The sequence below is a fragment of the Lentiprolixibacter aurantiacus genome, assembly GCF_026241225.1.
GTDB lineage: Bacteria > Bacteroidota > Bacteroidia > Flavobacteriales > Flavobacteriaceae > Lentiprolixibacter > Lentiprolixibacter aurantiacus.
Map to the genome: position 1 here is coordinate 38,290 of NZ_JAPFQP010000003.1, position 16,453 is coordinate 54,742.

Sequence of the window (16,453 nt, forward strand, 5' to 3'; positions counted from 1 at the left end):
TGGTGGTTCCACTTAACAGTAACAAAAATTTAATGTTCATTAGTTTTAGCGGATATCTGTTGCTTATTTTTATTATTCTTTTTATAGGTCTTAGACCAATTGACGGACGCTTTTTTGGTGATACAGCAAACTATAACGCAAGATATCTACAATTACAGTTAGGATCTGAAATGAAGATTCCTGCTGATGTTGGATGGTTTTATTTTATGAAAATTTCTTCAAAGTTATTTTCCATACATACATTTTTTACCATATGTAGTTTTATTTACGTTTATCCCCTTTATAAATTATCAAAACAGTTGTTCAATTCATATTGGTTCTACTCCTTTGTGATGTTTTTGGTCTCCTTCTCGTTTTGGAATTACGGGGTTAACGGTGTGCGTAATGGAGCAGCTTGCTCACTTTTTTTGTGGGGTCTTTGCTATCGTGAAAAGAAATTTGTTGTGGCATTTTTCTTCTTGCTGGCTATCTCTTTTCACAAAACACTTATGTTACCGATTATTGCATATGTGATAACCCATTTTTACAATAATCCTAAGATTTACTTTAGAGGATGGTTACTTTCTATTCCCCTTTCCTTAGTCGCAGGTGGCGCGTTTATTCTTTTGTTTACATCATTGGGATTTGCAGATGAACGAGCGGCAGCGTATCTAACTAATCAAGATTTAGAGGGTACGTCGGCGAAAACAGGATTTCGATGGGATTTTCTTTTTCATTCTGCCTTCGCTGTATTTGCCGGCTGGTATTTTGTATTTAAACGTAGGTTCAGAGATGATTTTTACTTCCAATTGCTGAACACCTACCTGATTTGTAATGCTTTCTGGGTATTGGTTATACAAGCTAACTATTCCAACCGATTTGCATATCTGTCCTGGTTTATGATGGCTATTGTTATAATTTATCCATTTTTAAAGGGTGATTTTTTTAAAAGTCAACCTTTAAAAATGAGTAATGTTGTAGCAGCTTATTTTGCCTTTACCTACTTAATGTTTTTTGTCTATTACTAGTTTTAAAGATATTATGAAAGCCACATTAACGGTTTTTACGCCTACATTTAATAGAGCCTATTGCTTACATCAATGTTATAACAGTCTGCTAAGACAGTCAGAGAAGGATTTTATTTGGCTGGTTATTGATGACGGTTCTACCGATAACACCCGGGAATTGGTTAACTCTTGGATAAAGGAAAGTAAGATCCATATACAGTATCATTACCAGGAAAACCAGGGGATGCATGGAGGACATAATGCGGCTTATCGTCTTATAAATACACCCTTGAACGTCTGTATAGACAGTGATGATTATATGCCTCCCAAGGCAGTTGAAATTATCCTTAAAAACTGGTATCGAATCAAAGACAAGCCGGAATTCGCTGGACTCGTAGGCCTCGATGCAGATAAACAGGGTCAAATTATAGGTAGCAAGATTCCTGAACACCTGAATGAAACCACTTTATATGATCTGTACCATTTTGAAGGGGTAAAAGGAGATAAAAAGCTAGTATACAGGACGGATGTGGTAAAAAAATATCCCCCTTACCCAATTTATAAAGGAGAACGATTTGTACCTCTTGGCTATTTGTACCAATTGATTGACCAGGATTTTGTACTGCTTCCCCTCAATGAAATACTATGCATTGTAGAATATATGCCGGATGGTTCCAGCCTGAATATGCTAAAACAATACAGGAGGCATCCTAATGGTTTTGGATTTACCCGGGTATCTGGTATGAGACTTGCTAAAACTCAACAGGATTTATTCAAGAACGCGGTACATTATGTATCCTGTGCCATATTTACCAAGAATAGGGCTTTCTTAAAGGAATCGCCAAAGAAACTTGCTACCCTATTGGCAATTCCTTTTGGGATCCTTCTAAATTTATATATCCGCACAAAAACCAATAAGAAAACACTTTAGGTAAAACAAGATTATTAAGGATTTATCCAGTTAATATATGAATGCAAACAAGCCTATACGCGTATTACAGGTATTAACAATAATGAATCGAGGGGGTGCTGAGTCTATGATTATGAACTATTATCGCAATATCGACAGGACCAAAGTTCAGTTTGATTTTCTTTTACATCGGAAAGATAAAGGTGCATTTGATGACGAAATCAAAGCATTAGGAGGTCGTATATATAGGTTAGATCCAATCAATCCTGTCCGCTTTTTTAAGTACAAGAAAGAACTTAGACATTTTTTTAAGAAACATCAGAGCTATTCAATCGTTCATTCTCATTTAAATGCATTAAGCTCTTTTGTTTTGGAAGAAGCCAGAAGGCATGGCGTTAATATAAGAATCGCACATAGTCATACAGCCGTTGATCCCAAGAGTTTGAATAAATTATTGAAGAGACATACTGATCGGAAAGCTATAATTAAAAAGTATTTGCAGCATATGATACGTCAAAGGGTTGCTAGATCAGCTACTCATTTTCTAACATGTAGTTCCAAAGCTGGTAATTGGTTATTCCCAGGTGTTCCTAAAGAAAGAATTCAAATTCTTAATAATGCTATCGATTCTTCTAATTTCCAATATAATCAAGAAACCAGAAGTAAAATAAGGAAAGTACTAGGGCTAGAAGGTAAAAAAATAATAGGCCATGTTGGCATATTTAAAGAAGAGAAAAATCATATATTCCTGATTGATATTTTTAAAAATATTTGCCAAAAAAATAATGACTATCATTTGCTGTTAGTAGGTGATGGACCTTTAAAAGAAAAAGTAAAAACAAAAGTCGAAGCAGAAAAATTAACTAAGTCAGTGTCATTTTTAGGCTTGCGAGCTGATATAGCAGATTTACTACAAGGAATGGATTTATTTGTTTTTCCATCTATTTATGAGGGTTTACCCGTTTCTCTAATCGAAGCCCAAGGAGCAGGACTTACCATATTTTGTTCTGATAGAGTAACCCAAGAAGTTGACATAACTGGCTTAATTGAATTCATACCTTTGAAGAAAGATCCTGCTTTCTGGGCTGATAAGATTTTATCAGCTCCAAAATACAGCAGGAAGAATACTCTCATTGAATTACAAAAAGGAAAGTATGATATCAAAGAAAACGCAAGGTTACTTTCAGATTTTTATTTAAAAAAATATCATGACCTATTTGCAAAATAAAAGGGGTGGTTTTCCCGAAAATGCCACGGATTTTCAGGAACCTAAAGTTAATTACAGCAAAGAAGTAAAGAATAGGCTGAAGAACAAATTAAAGGACAAAGGATTGAAACCATCATATAATAGCTTCATATAAGGCATTTTAAAATCTCCTTATAGGGTGAATATGATTACAGAGCATCTGATTAATAAGATTGGTACTTCTATTATCTGTAGTACATTATATGATTGTTTTTGTAATTTGTTCAAATGGATTAATCCACTATCAAAATAAAAAATATGAGAATCCTTATTCAATTATATGGATTCTCATATTTTTTACTTTAACTTTCAAGAAGTGTAGTTATTCAAACATTTTCTTTAGTTTTCAACGCATGCATTGTTTTGAAATTCTACCGCTGCGGAACTAACACCATCTCTAAATTTAACACACTGAACATTCAATGGCGTTTTAGATACATAAAGGATCATTTCATTGTTAATAAATGTTGTATTTGGAGCATCATAATTGAAAAGGACGCTATTCGCACCAACCCTGGCATCAAAGGTATTTTCTTCAAATAACATATCTCTTCCTCCTTCAATTTGAAGGTCTCCCATCGAATTTGATATGAACTTCATTGAATTACCTCCTACCGAATTTGCAGGTGCTCCACTAGCTGTTGCATTATTCTGGCCTAAAACTACATTATTGGAAATAACAAAATTTGCATCCCCATTTCCTTCCCATCTATTACCAAGTGAAAATCCAAAGTTACTCCCTTCGGCCATTTGGAAAGTGTTACCATCAACCAGGACATTTTTCATAGTATTCATATTAAGAATACCTCTATTACTCGCAACAACGTTGTTATTTACTATTTCCGAATTTGAAAGTCCAAAACTAGGTGATCCTCCAAGACCCAAACCAATCCCAGTTATTGCTTCAATATTATTATCACGAACTAGTACTCCATTACCTGCTACATTTATGCCAACACTACTATTTGGAGCAACAATAGAGTTCCCAACTACTTGATTATCAAATACAAAATCTGTTCGGTCAAAATTATCAGCGCTACCAGCATTAATACCACTGTTGATTATTGAATTATTTCTGATAATCACACCATCTGTAGTGTAGAAACCAACACCTGAATCAATCATTTGATTATTTTCTATAATAATCGGCCCATTTCCATGAGATATTTGAAAGCCCCCTGCACTACTTGAATTATTTTCTCCATTATTTACTTTTTGGATGTTGTTTCTTATAAATACGTGGCTAACTCTTTCATATTCTACCAGATTGCCAGAATTGTCTCTACCCCTATGAGGCTCAATATTCAGATTGGAAGAAGGAGCTGTGCCAAGGGAATTGGGCATATCGATACCCCCATCAACAATCTCATTATTTTCAATGTATATATGTTCTCCGTTGGTTACAACTACGTTGGTTCGTCTGTTAGCAATTATTTTACTATTTCTGATCGTAATATTCATTGACCTTACATGACGTGGATCGTAGTAGAAGTACTCACTGGAAATATTTATACCATCCCCGGGTGACTCTCGAATAGTTAATCCATCGATAAGAATATTCTGACCTCCCCTGATTGCTAAAAGTTTTGAAAACTCATGGGTTGTATTCGTATACCCATCAGAATCTACAAATCCAGAGTTGTAATTATGCGTTTCTCGATCTCCATGAAGCGTACCTCCCGAAATAATTATATTTTGTGCCTGATAGACCTGCATCAAATGTGGCCTAAAATGTCCATTAGGTTGAATCCTAATATGCGTGTCCTCTGACATCGCTAAATGAAAGTCTGAAGGTATTAACAAAGCATGAGCAGGAGGGGAACCATTGGCAAGCACATCATCTACCTTGAAATATGCGTCCAATTTATCTATTTCAAAACGATAACCTCCTAGGTCCTTGATATATACAAAGAGACTTCGAAGTACATCCCGGTTATTTCTTGCCGTAACATCATCTACCTGCCCTTGAACCAGATCCCAACGTTCCGGGTATAGTTGAAAAATTTCTGAAGTGAGGGTTACCTCACCAGTTAACTCAAGGTCTTTGTTTAACAATTCTCCATCAATCTGGCCGCCACTAAAATTCAGTCTACCATTGATTATCTCTCCCCCTGTATACTTTAAAGTAACACCAGAAGGTAAATTCACGGTTTCTCCACCAAGATCAATACGGCAATCCAGTTCCAGGGTTCCGTTAGCTTCAAGAGAACCTAATGAAAAATTGCACGGAGTTTCATTTACCGCTAATGTTCCCTCAAAATCAACTGGTGGACCGGCTTCTCCAGGAGGATTGGACTGATCAGATCCGGGTTCCTCCCCGTTAGAATTGTTATTGTTATCAGTGTTTTCAGTTGCTTCATCAGCTAATACAGCATCTAATAAGTCTCCATCTTTGGAACAACTTACAATGACCAATAAGGCTAGGGCTAAAAAGATAGTATTTCGTCGCATAAGTAGGTTTTGTAGGTTAAAATGTATTTGATTCATGGGGTAACGAATTAACGGCAAAAAACTGATTTAACGATAAAAGGGGGCATTTTTTCGACAAACTACATACAAACCTACGAGGCCAGCACCCAAAAAAGTTGTTCTGTTTAAAAATTTTAACAAAAAAATCGATGAAATGCAGAAATCCATTCAAAGGCTTGTCAGCAAACTTTTAGAATGATATTATTTAAAGAATGCCAATCAACGAATATTATGCTTGTTAGCAGGGTTTTATAAGTATTATTAATTAGATTGTTTTTTTTTGATAAAAAATTATAACAGGGGTACTTTGAACTAAATTGTAATGCTGTTCTCCATGGATAAAGCCTATTGGAATTTAAACTCTTTTTTAAAACAATCACAAATTCAATTTTTGTTTTCCTTACTAGAAGATCAGTGAATGAAAAAAATTGTGCGGATCACCACTGTACCCATTTCCCTGGCCACTCTCTTGCAGGGGCAGTGTAAATTTATGAGCCAGCATTATGAAGTTATAGCCATATCCTCAGGTGGTAAACTACTGGAAGAAGTAGCCAGCAACGAAAATATCAGAGTGATTCCGGTTGAAATGACACGGAAAATCACTCCTTTAAAGGACCTGGCAGCATTATGGAAGCTATATCGGATCCTGAGGAAGGAAAAACCATATATCGTACATTCCCATACACCAAAAGCCGGTACGCTCGGAATGGCTGCGGCCTTTCTAGCCGGAGTACCTCACCGATTGCACACTATTGCCGGACTTCCCCTGGTGGAAGAAAAAGGGTTTAAGAGGAAAATTTTAGACCTGGTCGAAAAAATGACTTATGCCTGTACCACCAAAGTGTATCCAAATTCCATAGGGCTTCAACAAATTGCCCTGGAGAACAATTTTGCGCAGCAGAAAAAGCTAACGGTCCTTGCCAATGGAAGCTCCAATGGAATAGATACGGGCTTTTTTGATCCTAAAAAAGTAAGTAATGCTCAACGAAGCCGACTTAAAAAAGAATTAAGACTTGGAGATAATGACGTTGCCTTTGTCTTTGTGGGTCGCCTTGTTTCGGATAAAGGGATCAACGAACTTATAAGGGCTTTTGACAAATTATCTGGGCAATTAAACAATGTCAAACTTCTGTTGGTCGGATCACACGAGAAACACCTCGATCCTCTGCTCCCTCAAACTGAAAAGCGGATCCAAGCCAATCCGAATATCCTGACCGTTGGCTGGCAGCAGGATGTAAGACCTTATTTGGCCATATCGGACTGCCTGGTGTTTCCCAGTTATCGGGAAGGCTTTCCAAATGTGGTCATGCAGGCCGGAGCAATGGGTTTATTCGGAATAGTAAGTAATATTAATGGCTGCAATGAGATTATACAAGATGGAATTAACGGAAGATTTATCCCTGTGAAGAATGAAGAGGCCATATTATCTGCAATGCAAGAGTTTGTGGGTGATTTTTCAAATCTGAAAGCTGGAAGGGATCAATACAGGCAGATCATTAAAGACCGATATGAAAGAGAATTTGTTTGGAAAGAGATCTTAAAAGAGTACCAGAGCCTCCAATAATCGCCTTAAGAACTTTTACGGTTAAAATTTCTGAACTTCACAAAATCTAGAATGAAAGTCAGTATATACCTTGTTACAACATGGAATAGTTCCTGAGAGACTGCCTGCAAAGAATTTCATGTCAGAGAGTGCTAGAGAACTATTATGAAGTAATCATCATAGACGATGGCTCAACCGATGCAACTCTATTGCCAATAACTTTTCTAACAGCAACCCGGAATTCCATATCATCAGAACAACCAATAGAGGGGTAGAAGCGCAAGAAACACCAGAATAGAAAGGGCACGCGGAAAGTATCTTTATTTTTTGGATCCTGATGATTATTTAGCTTCCAATACTCTGGCATTACTAGTTGAAATGGCTATAAACCGTGATCTGGATATTCTGGCTTTCGATTCAAAATCCATAGTAAAAAGTGGAGATGACCAGGCTGTGCAGCCAGCATCTACATCCGAATTTCCTATAACAGACGGAGTCAGCTACATCGCCGATAACAATTATAAAAATGAAGTTTGGTGATACCTCATCAAAAAATTCTATATCGCAGAGAAAATACTCAAATTCACAGAAGGAAGATGGATGAAGGATATTCTCTTCAGTGCATCCGCCTTCTTACATGCTAAAAGAATAGCCAAAATTAACCTTTGCACCACAGACATGGGGTTTGGATCAATTCTGCCAAGAAAAGCCAAGTTAATTCTCATTAAAATCAAATTGTATTGGATAAATTAGAGGCTGTTAAAGCCTTTCCGTTTATCCTGAATTCACTTCCAGAAAGTCCAAATTCAAAAAAATGCTGGTCAAGGCTTAAAAGTCGTCAGGAATCCCTCGTATTTCTTATGGTGATAAGGTTTATGATATCATCATTGCCCGTATCAGAGCTTAAAGAATTAATTGAAGTGGCCAAATCTGCGGATTCATATCCTTTAAGAAATTCCGTTGTAGAGGATTATAATGGACTCATCTATAATATATTTACCAAAGTTATAAACTGTAGATACCCCGATTTTTAGGGCAGGTTTTCTACAAAACTAATATAATTATCAAGCCGCTCTCTAAAATAGGTCGATAGGTCTTTCATAGTCGATGGACTGATTTCTTCTTTCATGGTTGTAGTAATCAAAGTACTCTGCCAATAACAGATAGAGTTCCATACCGTCCCTTGGTTGGTTCAGATAGATTTTTCTCATACTTTACATTCCTCCAAAGTCTTTCGATAAAGGCATTGTCCGTGGCCCTACCCTTACCGTCCATGCTCAGGCGTATTCCCCGGCCAAGGACGTAGTTGGCAAACTCCTCGGCAATGAACTGGCTACCCTCGTCCGTGTTGAGGATCTCCGGTGTCCCGTGCTCACCTATGGCCTCTTCCAATGTTTCCCTGCACCACTTGGGCATCCATGGAATTGGACACGCTCCAGTTCAGGACATAGCGGCTGTGCAGGTCGATGATGGCCACCAGATAGAGATACCCCTGTTGCATGGGGATATAGGTGATATCTGTAGCCCAGACCTGATTGGGCCTGTCAACAGTCAGGTTTCGTAGCAGGTACGGATACGTCCTGTGGTCCTTGCACCTTCGGGAGGTATATTTTCTCGGAAGGACAGCCCTGAGGCCCATGACTTTGTAATAGAGCCGTTCAATGCGGTTCCTGCTCACTTTGTACCCTCTGTCCCTAATCAGCCAGATGTGCATGCGCCTTGCCACTTTGAAGGGATGGTGGAGATAATGTTCGTCCATCTCCCGCATGAGCCTCAGGTTCAGTTCGGTCTCGCCCTTGGGCTTATATTACAGCCCGCAACGATGGACCGACAATATTTCGCATTGTTTTACAATGCTCATCTTGGAATGACCCTTGCGTATCATTTTTCTGCGTTCGGAGAGTGGTCTCAGCGCAAGGCGTCCTTTAAAAAATCGTTTTCGACCTTCAATTGGCCTATGGCCTTTAACAATTTGTCCTTATCCTTTTCGGCCTCGCTGCGGGCATCGTTCTTGCCCAATTCAAAGACCTGTTCCGCTCCATCGAGGAAATCGTGCTTCCATGCGCTGATGTGGGTAGGGTGTGTCTCAAACTTCTGGGCAAGCTCGGCAAGGCTATGCTGCTCTTTCAAGGCTTCCAATACCACTTTGGTTTTAAACTTCGGGGTGAATTTTCTTCGTGTCATATTCAGTAAATTTAATGATTAAACTTACTGCCCTTATTTTTCGGGTATCTACAAACAAACCGAAAACCCTGTAATTTCAACTCGATTTTACAGGTTTTTAAAGACTAGTACTCAATTTACTGATTATATCTGCAGGAAGGCGTGTTTCCTTGATGAGAGCTTTTCAGAAAGAACTTAAAACCATATTCCCTGTTGGTAAAGTCTATACCTGTGATATACGACCAGAATTAAGAGAATTCTGACAGACGACAGGATTATACTGTAAAATAGTCTAACATTATGACCATTTAACAGATTATTTACCATAAGTAAAGTATCTGATTTAATTTAGTTCCAGATAAGAAGCTTGCATATGTATTCCCTTTTTATGAAGCGAATTTTTGACCTGTTAATAGCCATAGCAATGATCCTTATACTCTCGCCTATTATAGTAATCGTAAGCATGTTGCTGGCTATTTCGAATAATGGAACCCCTTTCTTTGTTCAGGAAAGGCCGGGTAGAAGAGAAAGGATCTTTAAGTTATTGAAGTTCAAAACTATGAGGGATTTTGATCCGGTCAGGGATGAACACGAACACAGTCCGTCGAGGATAACAAAAATCGGAAGTTTTGTAAGAAAATATTCTCTGGATGAGCTTTTGCAACTAGTAAATGTGATTAAAGGCGATATGAGTCTTGTTGGTCCTCGTCCATTACTTGTAGAATATCTTCCACTTTATAATGCCGAACAACGCAAAAGACATTTGGTTCGACCCGGTATTACCGGCTGGGCCCAAGTAAATGGCAGAAATTCAATAAGTTGGGATGCCAAATTTAATCATGACCTCTGGTACGTAAAAAATTTATCATTGAAATTAGATATTAAAATTTTAGCTTTGACATTCAACAAAATTTTAGATACAAAGAATATAAATGCTAGTAATACTCATACAATGCCTATTTGGGAGGGAAACAAACCACAAAAAAATTAATATTTAAAGTTATCTAAAATTTAAGATTAAGCATCATTTTTCTATTAATTGCCTCAATTAATTTATTATCGAATAAAACACAATGAATAACTCAGAATTAATAAATGCGATAAGGAGATCTAATATGGCCTATAAAGCTTATAGCAAGGAAAAATACTACTACCAGGCCTTAAGAATTAGAAGTATTAATAAGGTGATTTATACTCTGCTAGAGGATTTACAATTAAAGACTGATGACATTTATCAAAATAACAGAATCGTTGATTACATTTTTCATCTTGAAGATTGGTTTGCGCAATTTGAAGATTTAGAGAATAGACTGAAACCTACCTTAGATACTGAGTTTGTTTTCGAACGGCTGACCAACTCTTTTAGCTACCCAAAGGAATTCATAAAAAAATTGAAATAGTTTAAATGAAATACGCATTTGCCGGAGATAGGGAGATTAGTTGTGATATTTTGAAGTTTTTAATCAAAAAAGGAAACATTCCTTGTGCTCTTATTATTAATAATGGTCCTAATGGTACACATTCTAATGAATTAAAGGCCATAGCAGATTTGGAAGACCACAACGTTTTGGATCAACATAGCTTCAAAGGTAGAAGAGGAATCGAACTCTTGAAAGGATTCAAATTAGATTATATAATAGGAATACATTTTCCTGTAATTATACCAAAAGAAGTTCTAAATATTCCTAAGGTAGGCGTGTTAAACTTACATCCGGCATATCTACCATATAATAGAGGCTGGCATACTCCTTCTTGGGCTATTCTTGAAAAATCAATATATGGAGCTACTTTACATTTTATGTGCGATAAATTAGATGAAGGAGATATTATTCATCAAAAAAAAATTAAAATTCATATTACTGATACTGCTAATACACTATACCAGAGAGTATTAGACCTAGAAAAGATTGTTTTCGAAGAAGCATATGATTCATTACTAACTCTTAATCCTCCTAGAAAAACTCAAAATAATCTTGGAACATCACATACTAAAAGCGATCTTAAGAATGTTCAAGAATTAGATATTGACAAGAAGATTAGAATAAATGAATTTATCGATCTCCTTCGTGCACTGTCAACTAACAATATTAAAGAATCTGCATATTTCCTTTATGATGACAAGAAAATAAGTATTCAAGTAATATTAAATGAAATTGACTAGCGGTACCAAAAAATGTTGAGTAACGTTTTTAAAGTAAATCAAGTTGTTTAAAAAATATCTTTAGTGTTATTATTGATTTATAATTTTCAATAATTAAAGTTAAAGGTTATAAATCGATTAAATTCTTTGATTTAACGAAATACTAGGATAAGATTTCCTTAAGGAGAATTTTAAACTAACTTTGATTTCTAACTTAAAATATCAACCTTTTACCTAGACAAAATGCTCACAGCTACGGATGTAAAAAACAAAGTCAAAAAGTACATACTGAAGGAAACTCTTTCGGATGTCAACCAGATTGATGATGATACCCTGATTTTTGAAACGGGATTGCTCGATTCCATGGGGTTGCTTTTTCTTATCGAACATTTAAAAGAGGAATTCGGTGTGGAAACACAGGATGAAGAATTGGTGGTGGAGCACTTTGAGTCCATCAAAAACATTGTTGCTTTTGTAGAAAGCAAACTGTAGTCCTTCCAGAAATTCCCAGATTATGTGTGGTATTGCCGGATTTTATAATTATTACGGGGAAAACCAATCCCGTGGTGATACCTTAAAAAGGATGTTGCAATCCATCCGCCACCGGGGACCGGATGAAAGCGGTATATACCTTTCCGATTCGGCTGGCCTTGGAAGTGTGCGACTTAGTATCATTGACCTGAATACCGGTACTATGCCCCTTTCCAACCAGGATGGTTCCTATTGGATCGTCTTCAATGGGGAGATATTCAATTACATCGAATTACGTAAAGATCTGGTGAAAAGAGGCCATGTATTTCAAACACACAGCGATACAGAAGTAATTGTTCATTTATATGAGGAATATGGCCCTGATTTCCTGAATAAGCTCAACGGACAGTTTGCAATTGCCATCTGGGACAAGAAAAAAGAAGAGCTTTTCCTGGCCAGGGACAGGGTAGGAATCCGTCCCTTGTTTTATGCTGAAATAGGGAATTCACTCGTTTTTGGCTCGGAAATCAAAGCGATTATGGAATTTCCCAGGGCAGATTTAAGACTTTCCCCGCAGGCACTTGCTCAATATTATACGTTCTGGACTTCGCTTTCCCCCTTAACCGTATTCGAAGGAGTCTTTGAGTTACCTCCGGGGTCCTACATGATCTGCAACGAAAAAGGGCGGACTATTCAAAAATTCTGGGAACTTCCTTTATACTATCCGGAAGAATACCGATATAAAAACCTGGGGGAAGCTGCGGAAGCCTTTGAAAGCACCTTTGAGGATGCGGTTAAGTTGCGTTTGAGGGCTGATGTTCCTGTAGCCGCTTATTTGAGTGGTGGTATTGATTCCAGTGTTACCACCTCCTTTATCAAGAAAATTGACCACGGAAACCTGCAAACTTTTTCAATTGGATTTTCAGATAAGGATTTTGACGAATCATCCTATCAGAATATTGCAGTATCCTATTTCAATACCAGGCACTCGGCTGTTCAATGCAAGAACGAGGACATCGCAACATACTTTGATGAAGTGGTCTGGCATTCAGAAGCTCCGCTTTTACGTACCGCTCCTACGCCCATGCACCTGTTAGCAAGGCATGTGCGTAAAAACAACATCAAAGTGGTCATTACCGGTGAGGGGGCCGACGAATTGTTAGGAGGCTATAATATATTTAAAGAAGCTAAAATCCGTCATTTTTGGGCGAAAGATCCGGAATCCCGATACCGGCCATTACTCCTTAAAAAATTATATCCGTATCTCCCTCAGATGCGGAATGCGAACAGCAACGTCCTAAAGATGTTCTTTGGGTATCGGCTCTCTGATTCCAAACATCCGTTGTATTCCCATTTACTCAGGTGGAACAATTGTTCAAGAATAAGGAATTACCTTTCCGAAGATCTGAAAAACCAGACCCGGGAGTATTCCCCCCTTACCGAATTAACCGGGAAACTGGGAGACAAACTTGATGATTACGATTACCTTACGAAAGCTCAATGGATAGAGTTGAATCTTTTCATGTCCGGCTACCTCTTATCTTCACAGGGAGACCGTATGGGGATGGCCAATTCCATTGAAGGACGTTATCCTTTCCTCGACCATAAGGTCATAGAGCTCTGCATGAGTATGCATCCTGACCTTAAGCTTAATGGACTAAACGAAAAGTACCTCCTTAAAAAATTAATGAAAGGCCGTCTGCCCGATGAAATATTAAATCGCTCCAAACAGGCCTACCGGGCTCCGATAAAGAGTGTCTTTGTTTCCGAAAAAGCACCGGAATTTATCTTGGACATGCTTGGAAGCAATCAACTTTCTGATAAAGGTATTTTTAATCCTGACCATGTAGCCCAACTCCAGAAAAAAATGCACTCTGGGAACAGGATATCAGAAATTGACAATATGGCATTGACTTCAGTACTTTCAACCCAATTGATACACGAATTTTTTGTAAAAAGGAATTATAGGAGGCCTTCTTCCTATGAACCTTTGGTACTCGATAAAGTAATAATGGATCCAAAAGTGATAACAACATAAAAACCGAAAAATGAACACCACACAATTGAAACCATTTTCCAAGGATATTCTGCATATTGAGAATATAGATGCCGTTTGTGATTCTATAATTGAAAAACTGCGCAACGATGTTTTCCACACGCTCCAAAGGCGAGGCGGAGTGGTTGGAATCAGCGGGGGTATTGATTCCTCCGTATGTATGGCACTCTCTGCCAAAGCATTCGGACCAAACAAAGTAACCGGAATTATGTTACCGGAACAGGATTCCAGCGATGAAAGCAGGGAACTGGCCCAGGAATTAGCCGACAAGTTTGGGGTTGGTACGCTCGTAGAGGACATTACCACCGCTCTCGATGGTTTTGGATGCTACAGAAGGCGTGACGAAGCCATATCCCGGGTAATCCCTGATTTTGATCCGGATATTGATAAAGCTAAAATTGAAATCAAACAGAATATCGGTCAAAACCTGCCAGCCATTTTCTCCATTACCGTTATAAAACCAGATGGTGAAGTAATAAGCAAGCTATTGCCAGCCAAGGAATATCTGCAAATTGTGGCTGCTACCAACTTTAAGCAACGTAGCCGTATGTCCATGCTCTATTATCATGCAGAACGGCTGCATTATGCGGTAATAGGAACGCCCAACAAACATGAAGTGGAACAGGGCTTCTTTGTAAAGTATGGAGATGGAGGTGCAGATGTAATGCCCATTGGTCACCTGTATAAAACCCAGGTATACCAGTTGGCAAGGTACCTTGGGGTACCGGAAGGGATAATAAACAGAACCCCTACCACGGATACCTATACGGCAGAACAGACACAGGAAGATTTCTTTTATCAACTACCATTCGATCAGATGGATTTGATATGGTACGGTTGGGAAAACAACTACCCTGCTGAAGAAGTGGGTGCCGTAATGGGAAAAAGTGCGGAAGAAATCAGTAATATTTACAAGAATTTCGAAAGGAAGCGCAAAACCACTGAGTATCTCAGGATGCGACCAATTTTCTAATCGGTCTGTAGCATGAATGTTTTTGATTACTTATTTGAGAACTCCGCATCCCTTCAAAAGGACTTTGTTATCGGGGATAAGGGTTCCATTGCCTATCAAAAACTCTACAGGGATAGCCTTAAAGTTGCTTCTTACTTAAGGGAGAAGGTTGGTCAGGGTAAAAACATTATTCTGGCCAGTCCCAATTCCACTTATTTTATTACCCTATACTTGGGTATCCTGAAATCTGGTAATGTCTGCGTACCCCTTAACTACGGCATAGAGCAATCTAATCTGGATTATATCCTTGATGCTATTGATTGCCCCATGGTTTTTTGCGCATCAACCTTGCTCCGAAAGTTGACCTTTTCTGAGCTGCCAGTATTTTCCGAAGATGATCTGGCAGAAATAATCAAAAAGGGGGCTAATCCTGTATGGGAAGAGGAATTTGACCCGGATAAGATCGCCGAGATCATTTTTACATCAGGATCTACTGGTAAACCAAAAGGAGTTATGCTGAGCCATAAGAACCTTATGGCCAATACAGAATCCATTGTAGCGTATTTAAAGCTAACGGAGGCTGATATTATGGGGGTTGTATTACCCTTCTTTTATTGTTACGGACTCTCATTGCTGCATACACATCTCAGGGTTGGAGGAAGCATAGTACTGAACAATAGTTTTATCTTCCTGGGCTCTGTTATAAACGACTTGAAAAAATACAGGTGTACAGGATTTGCAGGCGTGCCTAGCCATTTTCAGGTCTTGTTGAAAAAGTCTAAAACTTTTAAAACAACTGATTTTCCTGATTTGAGATACGTTACACAGGCGGGAGGTAAGCTGCACGCCGTCTTTATAGATGAATTTGCCAGGGCATTCCCTAACGTTGACTTCTATGTGATGTACGGACAAACAGAAGCAACGGCACGACTGACCTATCTGGAGCCAAATATGATCGGCATGAGATCACACTCCATTGGAAAGGCAATCCCAGGCGTTGAAATAAAAATTGTGGGCAAAGATGGTCAGGAAGTTGGGGTACAAGAAGAAGGAGAACTTGTTGCCAGGGGAGATAATATTATGTCAGGCTATTTCCGGGATTTGGAAAACACCAAACAGACTATCAAAGATGGCTGGTTGTATACCGGTGACATTGCAATAAGGGATGAGGAAGGATACCTGTACATTGTAGGCCGACAAAAAGAAATTATAAAAGTTGGAGGCAAAAGGATTAGCCCAAAGGAAATTGAAGCTGTAATACTCAGCGTTTCCAATGTAATTGATTGCACGGTACAGGGCATTGAGGACGAATTATTAGGCGAGGCCTTGGAAGCCACCGTAGTTACGGCAAATCCGGAAGAGGAGGAAGTGCTTAAGGAAAGGATCCTTAAAAAATGTGCAAAAGAACTGGTTACCTACAAAATACCCAGGCATTTTGTCTTCAATAAATCGATGAGCCTGAGCCTTACTGGCAAAAAAATTAAGGCCCATTAAAATAACACATACGAGGGGAACAT

16 protein-coding genes and 1 pseudogene are annotated in these 16,453 nt (G+C 38.3%); 13 read left to right on the forward strand and 4 right to left on the reverse strand.

Annotation, left to right across the window (positions count from 1 at the left end; translation table 11 throughout):
- Positions 1 to 32: 32 nt before the first annotated feature.
- Genes OO016_RS09620 through OO016_RS09630 form a run of 3 tightly spaced genes read left to right on the forward strand, consistent with a single transcriptional unit; the run spans position 33 to position 3,124 of the window.
- On the forward strand, positions 33 to 1,007 hold the full coding sequence (locus tag OO016_RS09620; protein WP_266013042.1) for an EpsG family protein: 975 nt from the start codon (positions 33 to 35) through the stop codon (positions 1,005 to 1,007).
- A gap of 13 nt (positions 1,008 to 1,020) precedes the next feature.
- On the forward strand, positions 1,021 to 1,917 hold the full coding sequence (locus OO016_RS09625) for a glycosyltransferase family 2 protein (RefSeq protein ID WP_266013044.1): 897 nt from the start codon (positions 1,021 to 1,023) through the stop codon (positions 1,915 to 1,917).
- Between the two features lie 37 nt (positions 1,918 to 1,954).
- Positions 1,955 to 3,124 carry a glycosyltransferase family 1 protein gene (locus OO016_RS09630; protein WP_266013046.1) on the forward strand — a complete coding sequence of 390 codons (1,170 nt, stop codon included), beginning with the start codon at positions 1,955 to 1,957 and terminating at the stop codon, positions 3,122 to 3,124.
- Between the two features lie 357 nt (positions 3,125 to 3,481).
- On the opposite strand, the gene OO016_RS09635 is transcribed toward OO016_RS09630, so the two are convergent.
- Positions 3,482 to 5,593, reverse strand: a complete 2,112-nt coding sequence (locus tag OO016_RS09635; protein ID WP_266013048.1) for a right-handed parallel beta-helix repeat-containing protein — start codon at positions 5,591 to 5,593, stop codon at positions 3,482 to 3,484.
- 436 nt (positions 5,594 to 6,029) lie between these two features.
- Between OO016_RS09635 and OO016_RS09640 the strand changes: the two genes are divergently transcribed.
- The 3 genes and pseudogenes from OO016_RS09640 to OO016_RS09650 all read left to right on the forward strand — a co-directional run bounded on the left by OO016_RS09640 (position 6,030) and on the right by OO016_RS09650 (position 8,188).
- On the forward strand, positions 6,030 to 7,175 hold the full coding sequence (locus tag OO016_RS09640) for a glycosyltransferase family 4 protein (protein ID WP_266013050.1): 1,146 nt from the start codon (positions 6,030 to 6,032) through the stop codon (positions 7,173 to 7,175).
- A gap of 267 nt (positions 7,176 to 7,442) precedes the next feature.
- A pseudogene (locus tag OO016_RS09645) lies at positions 7,443 to 7,694 on the forward strand (glycosyltransferase); the annotation flags it as partial.
- A 200-nt stretch (positions 7,695 to 7,894) separates the two neighbouring features.
- Positions 7,895 to 8,188, forward strand: coding sequence for a hypothetical protein (locus OO016_RS09650; protein ID WP_266013051.1), 294 nt, complete (start codon positions 7,895 to 7,897; stop codon positions 8,186 to 8,188).
- 106 nt (positions 8,189 to 8,294) lie between these two features.
- Here OO016_RS09650 and OO016_RS09655 read toward each other — a convergent pair whose 3' ends face one another.
- The 3 genes from OO016_RS09655 to OO016_RS09665 form a co-directional block, all read right to left on the reverse strand.
- Positions 8,295 to 8,570 carry a hypothetical protein gene (locus OO016_RS09655; RefSeq protein ID WP_266013053.1) on the reverse strand — a complete coding sequence of 92 codons (276 nt, stop codon included), beginning with the start codon at positions 8,568 to 8,570 and terminating at the stop codon, positions 8,295 to 8,297.
- The gene (locus OO016_RS09660; RefSeq protein ID WP_369413853.1) at positions 8,527 to 8,937 is read right to left on the reverse strand and encodes a DDE-type integrase/transposase/recombinase; all 411 of its coding nucleotides are present in this window, start codon (positions 8,935 to 8,937) and stop codon (positions 8,527 to 8,529) included. Before OO016_RS09660 ends, OO016_RS09655 begins: the two co-directional genes overlap by 44 nt.
- A 125-nt stretch (positions 8,938 to 9,062) precedes the next feature.
- Positions 9,063 to 9,338 carry a transposase gene (locus OO016_RS09665; protein WP_266013057.1) on the reverse strand — a complete coding sequence of 92 codons (276 nt, stop codon included), beginning with the start codon at positions 9,336 to 9,338 and terminating at the stop codon, positions 9,063 to 9,065.
- 367 nt (positions 9,339 to 9,705) lie between these two features.
- Here OO016_RS09665 and OO016_RS09670 point away from each other — a divergent pair, with 367 nt between their 5' ends.
- The 7 genes from OO016_RS09670 (at position 9,706) to OO016_RS09700 (ending at position 16,430) form a co-directional block, all read left to right on the forward strand.
- A complete protein-coding gene (locus OO016_RS09670; RefSeq protein ID WP_369413839.1) occupies positions 9,706 to 10,308 on the forward strand; it encodes a sugar transferase in 603 nt (200 codons plus the stop codon).
- A gap of 82 nt (positions 10,309 to 10,390) precedes the next feature.
- Complete coding sequence (locus OO016_RS09675; RefSeq protein ID WP_266013061.1) at positions 10,391 to 10,717, forward strand: hypothetical protein; 327 nt, start codon at positions 10,391 to 10,393, stop codon at positions 10,715 to 10,717.
- 5 nt (positions 10,718 to 10,722) lie between these two features.
- Entirely contained in the window at positions 10,723 to 11,478 is a 756-nt protein-coding gene (locus OO016_RS09680) for a formyltransferase family protein (RefSeq protein WP_266013063.1), read from the forward strand.
- A 222-nt stretch (positions 11,479 to 11,700) separates the two neighbouring features.
- Positions 11,701 to 11,949 carry an acyl carrier protein gene (locus OO016_RS09685; protein WP_266013065.1) on the forward strand — a complete coding sequence of 83 codons (249 nt, stop codon included), beginning with the start codon at positions 11,701 to 11,703 and terminating at the stop codon, positions 11,947 to 11,949.
- Positions 11,950 to 11,971: 22 nt separating this feature from the next.
- Positions 11,972 to 13,966 (forward strand): asparagine synthase (glutamine-hydrolyzing), encoded by a 1,995-nt coding sequence (gene asnB / locus OO016_RS09690; RefSeq protein WP_266013067.1) that lies wholly within the window; start codon positions 11,972 to 11,974, stop codon positions 13,964 to 13,966.
- Between the two features lie 10 nt (positions 13,967 to 13,976).
- Complete coding sequence (nadE, locus tag OO016_RS09695) at positions 13,977 to 14,957, forward strand: NAD(+) synthase (RefSeq protein ID WP_266013068.1); 981 nt, start codon at positions 13,977 to 13,979, stop codon at positions 14,955 to 14,957.
- 12 nt (positions 14,958 to 14,969) lie between these two features.
- The gene (locus OO016_RS09700) at positions 14,970 to 16,430 is read left to right on the forward strand and encodes an AMP-binding protein (protein ID WP_266013070.1); all 1,461 of its coding nucleotides are present in this window, start codon (positions 14,970 to 14,972) and stop codon (positions 16,428 to 16,430) included.
- Positions 16,431 to 16,453 lie beyond the last annotated feature (23 nt).

Excerpts from the sequence above, each read along its gene's own strand:
- OO016_RS09620 (WP_266013042.1), top strand. The coding sequence starts at position 33 with ATGTTCATTAGTTTTAGCGGATATCTGTTGCTTATTTTTATTATTCTT.
- OO016_RS09625 (WP_266013044.1), top strand. The coding sequence starts at position 1,021 with ATGAAAGCCACATTAACGGTTTTTACGCCTACATTTAATAGAGCCTAT.
- OO016_RS09630 (WP_266013046.1), top strand. The coding sequence starts at position 1,955 with ATGAATGCAAACAAGCCTATACGCGTATTACAGGTATTAACAATAATG.
- OO016_RS09635 (WP_266013048.1), bottom strand. The coding sequence starts at position 5,593 with ATGCGACGAAATACTATCTTTTTAGCCCTAGCCTTATTGGTCATTGTA.
- OO016_RS09640 (WP_266013050.1), top strand. The coding sequence starts at position 6,030 with ATGAAAAAAATTGTGCGGATCACCACTGTACCCATTTCCCTGGCCACT.
- OO016_RS09655 (WP_266013053.1), bottom strand. The coding sequence starts at position 8,570 with ATGCCCAAGTGGTGCAGGGAAACATTGGAAGAGGCCATAGGTGAGCAC.
- OO016_RS09665 (WP_266013057.1), bottom strand. The coding sequence starts at position 9,338 with ATGACACGAAGAAAATTCACCCCGAAGTTTAAAACCAAAGTGGTATTG.
- OO016_RS09670 (WP_369413839.1), top strand. The coding sequence starts at position 9,706 with ATGAAGCGAATTTTTGACCTGTTAATAGCCATAGCAATGATCCTTATA.
- OO016_RS09675 (WP_266013061.1), top strand. The coding sequence starts at position 10,391 with ATGAATAACTCAGAATTAATAAATGCGATAAGGAGATCTAATATGGCC.
- OO016_RS09680 (WP_266013063.1), top strand. The coding sequence starts at position 10,723 with ATGAAATACGCATTTGCCGGAGATAGGGAGATTAGTTGTGATATTTTG.
- OO016_RS09685 (WP_266013065.1), top strand. The coding sequence starts at position 11,701 with ATGCTCACAGCTACGGATGTAAAAAACAAAGTCAAAAAGTACATACTG.
- asnB (WP_266013067.1), top strand. The coding sequence starts at position 11,972 with ATGTGTGGTATTGCCGGATTTTATAATTATTACGGGGAAAACCAATCC.
- nadE (WP_266013068.1), top strand. The coding sequence starts at position 13,977 with ATGAACACCACACAATTGAAACCATTTTCCAAGGATATTCTGCATATT.
- OO016_RS09700 (WP_266013070.1), top strand. The coding sequence starts at position 14,970 with ATGAATGTTTTTGATTACTTATTTGAGAACTCCGCATCCCTTCAAAAG.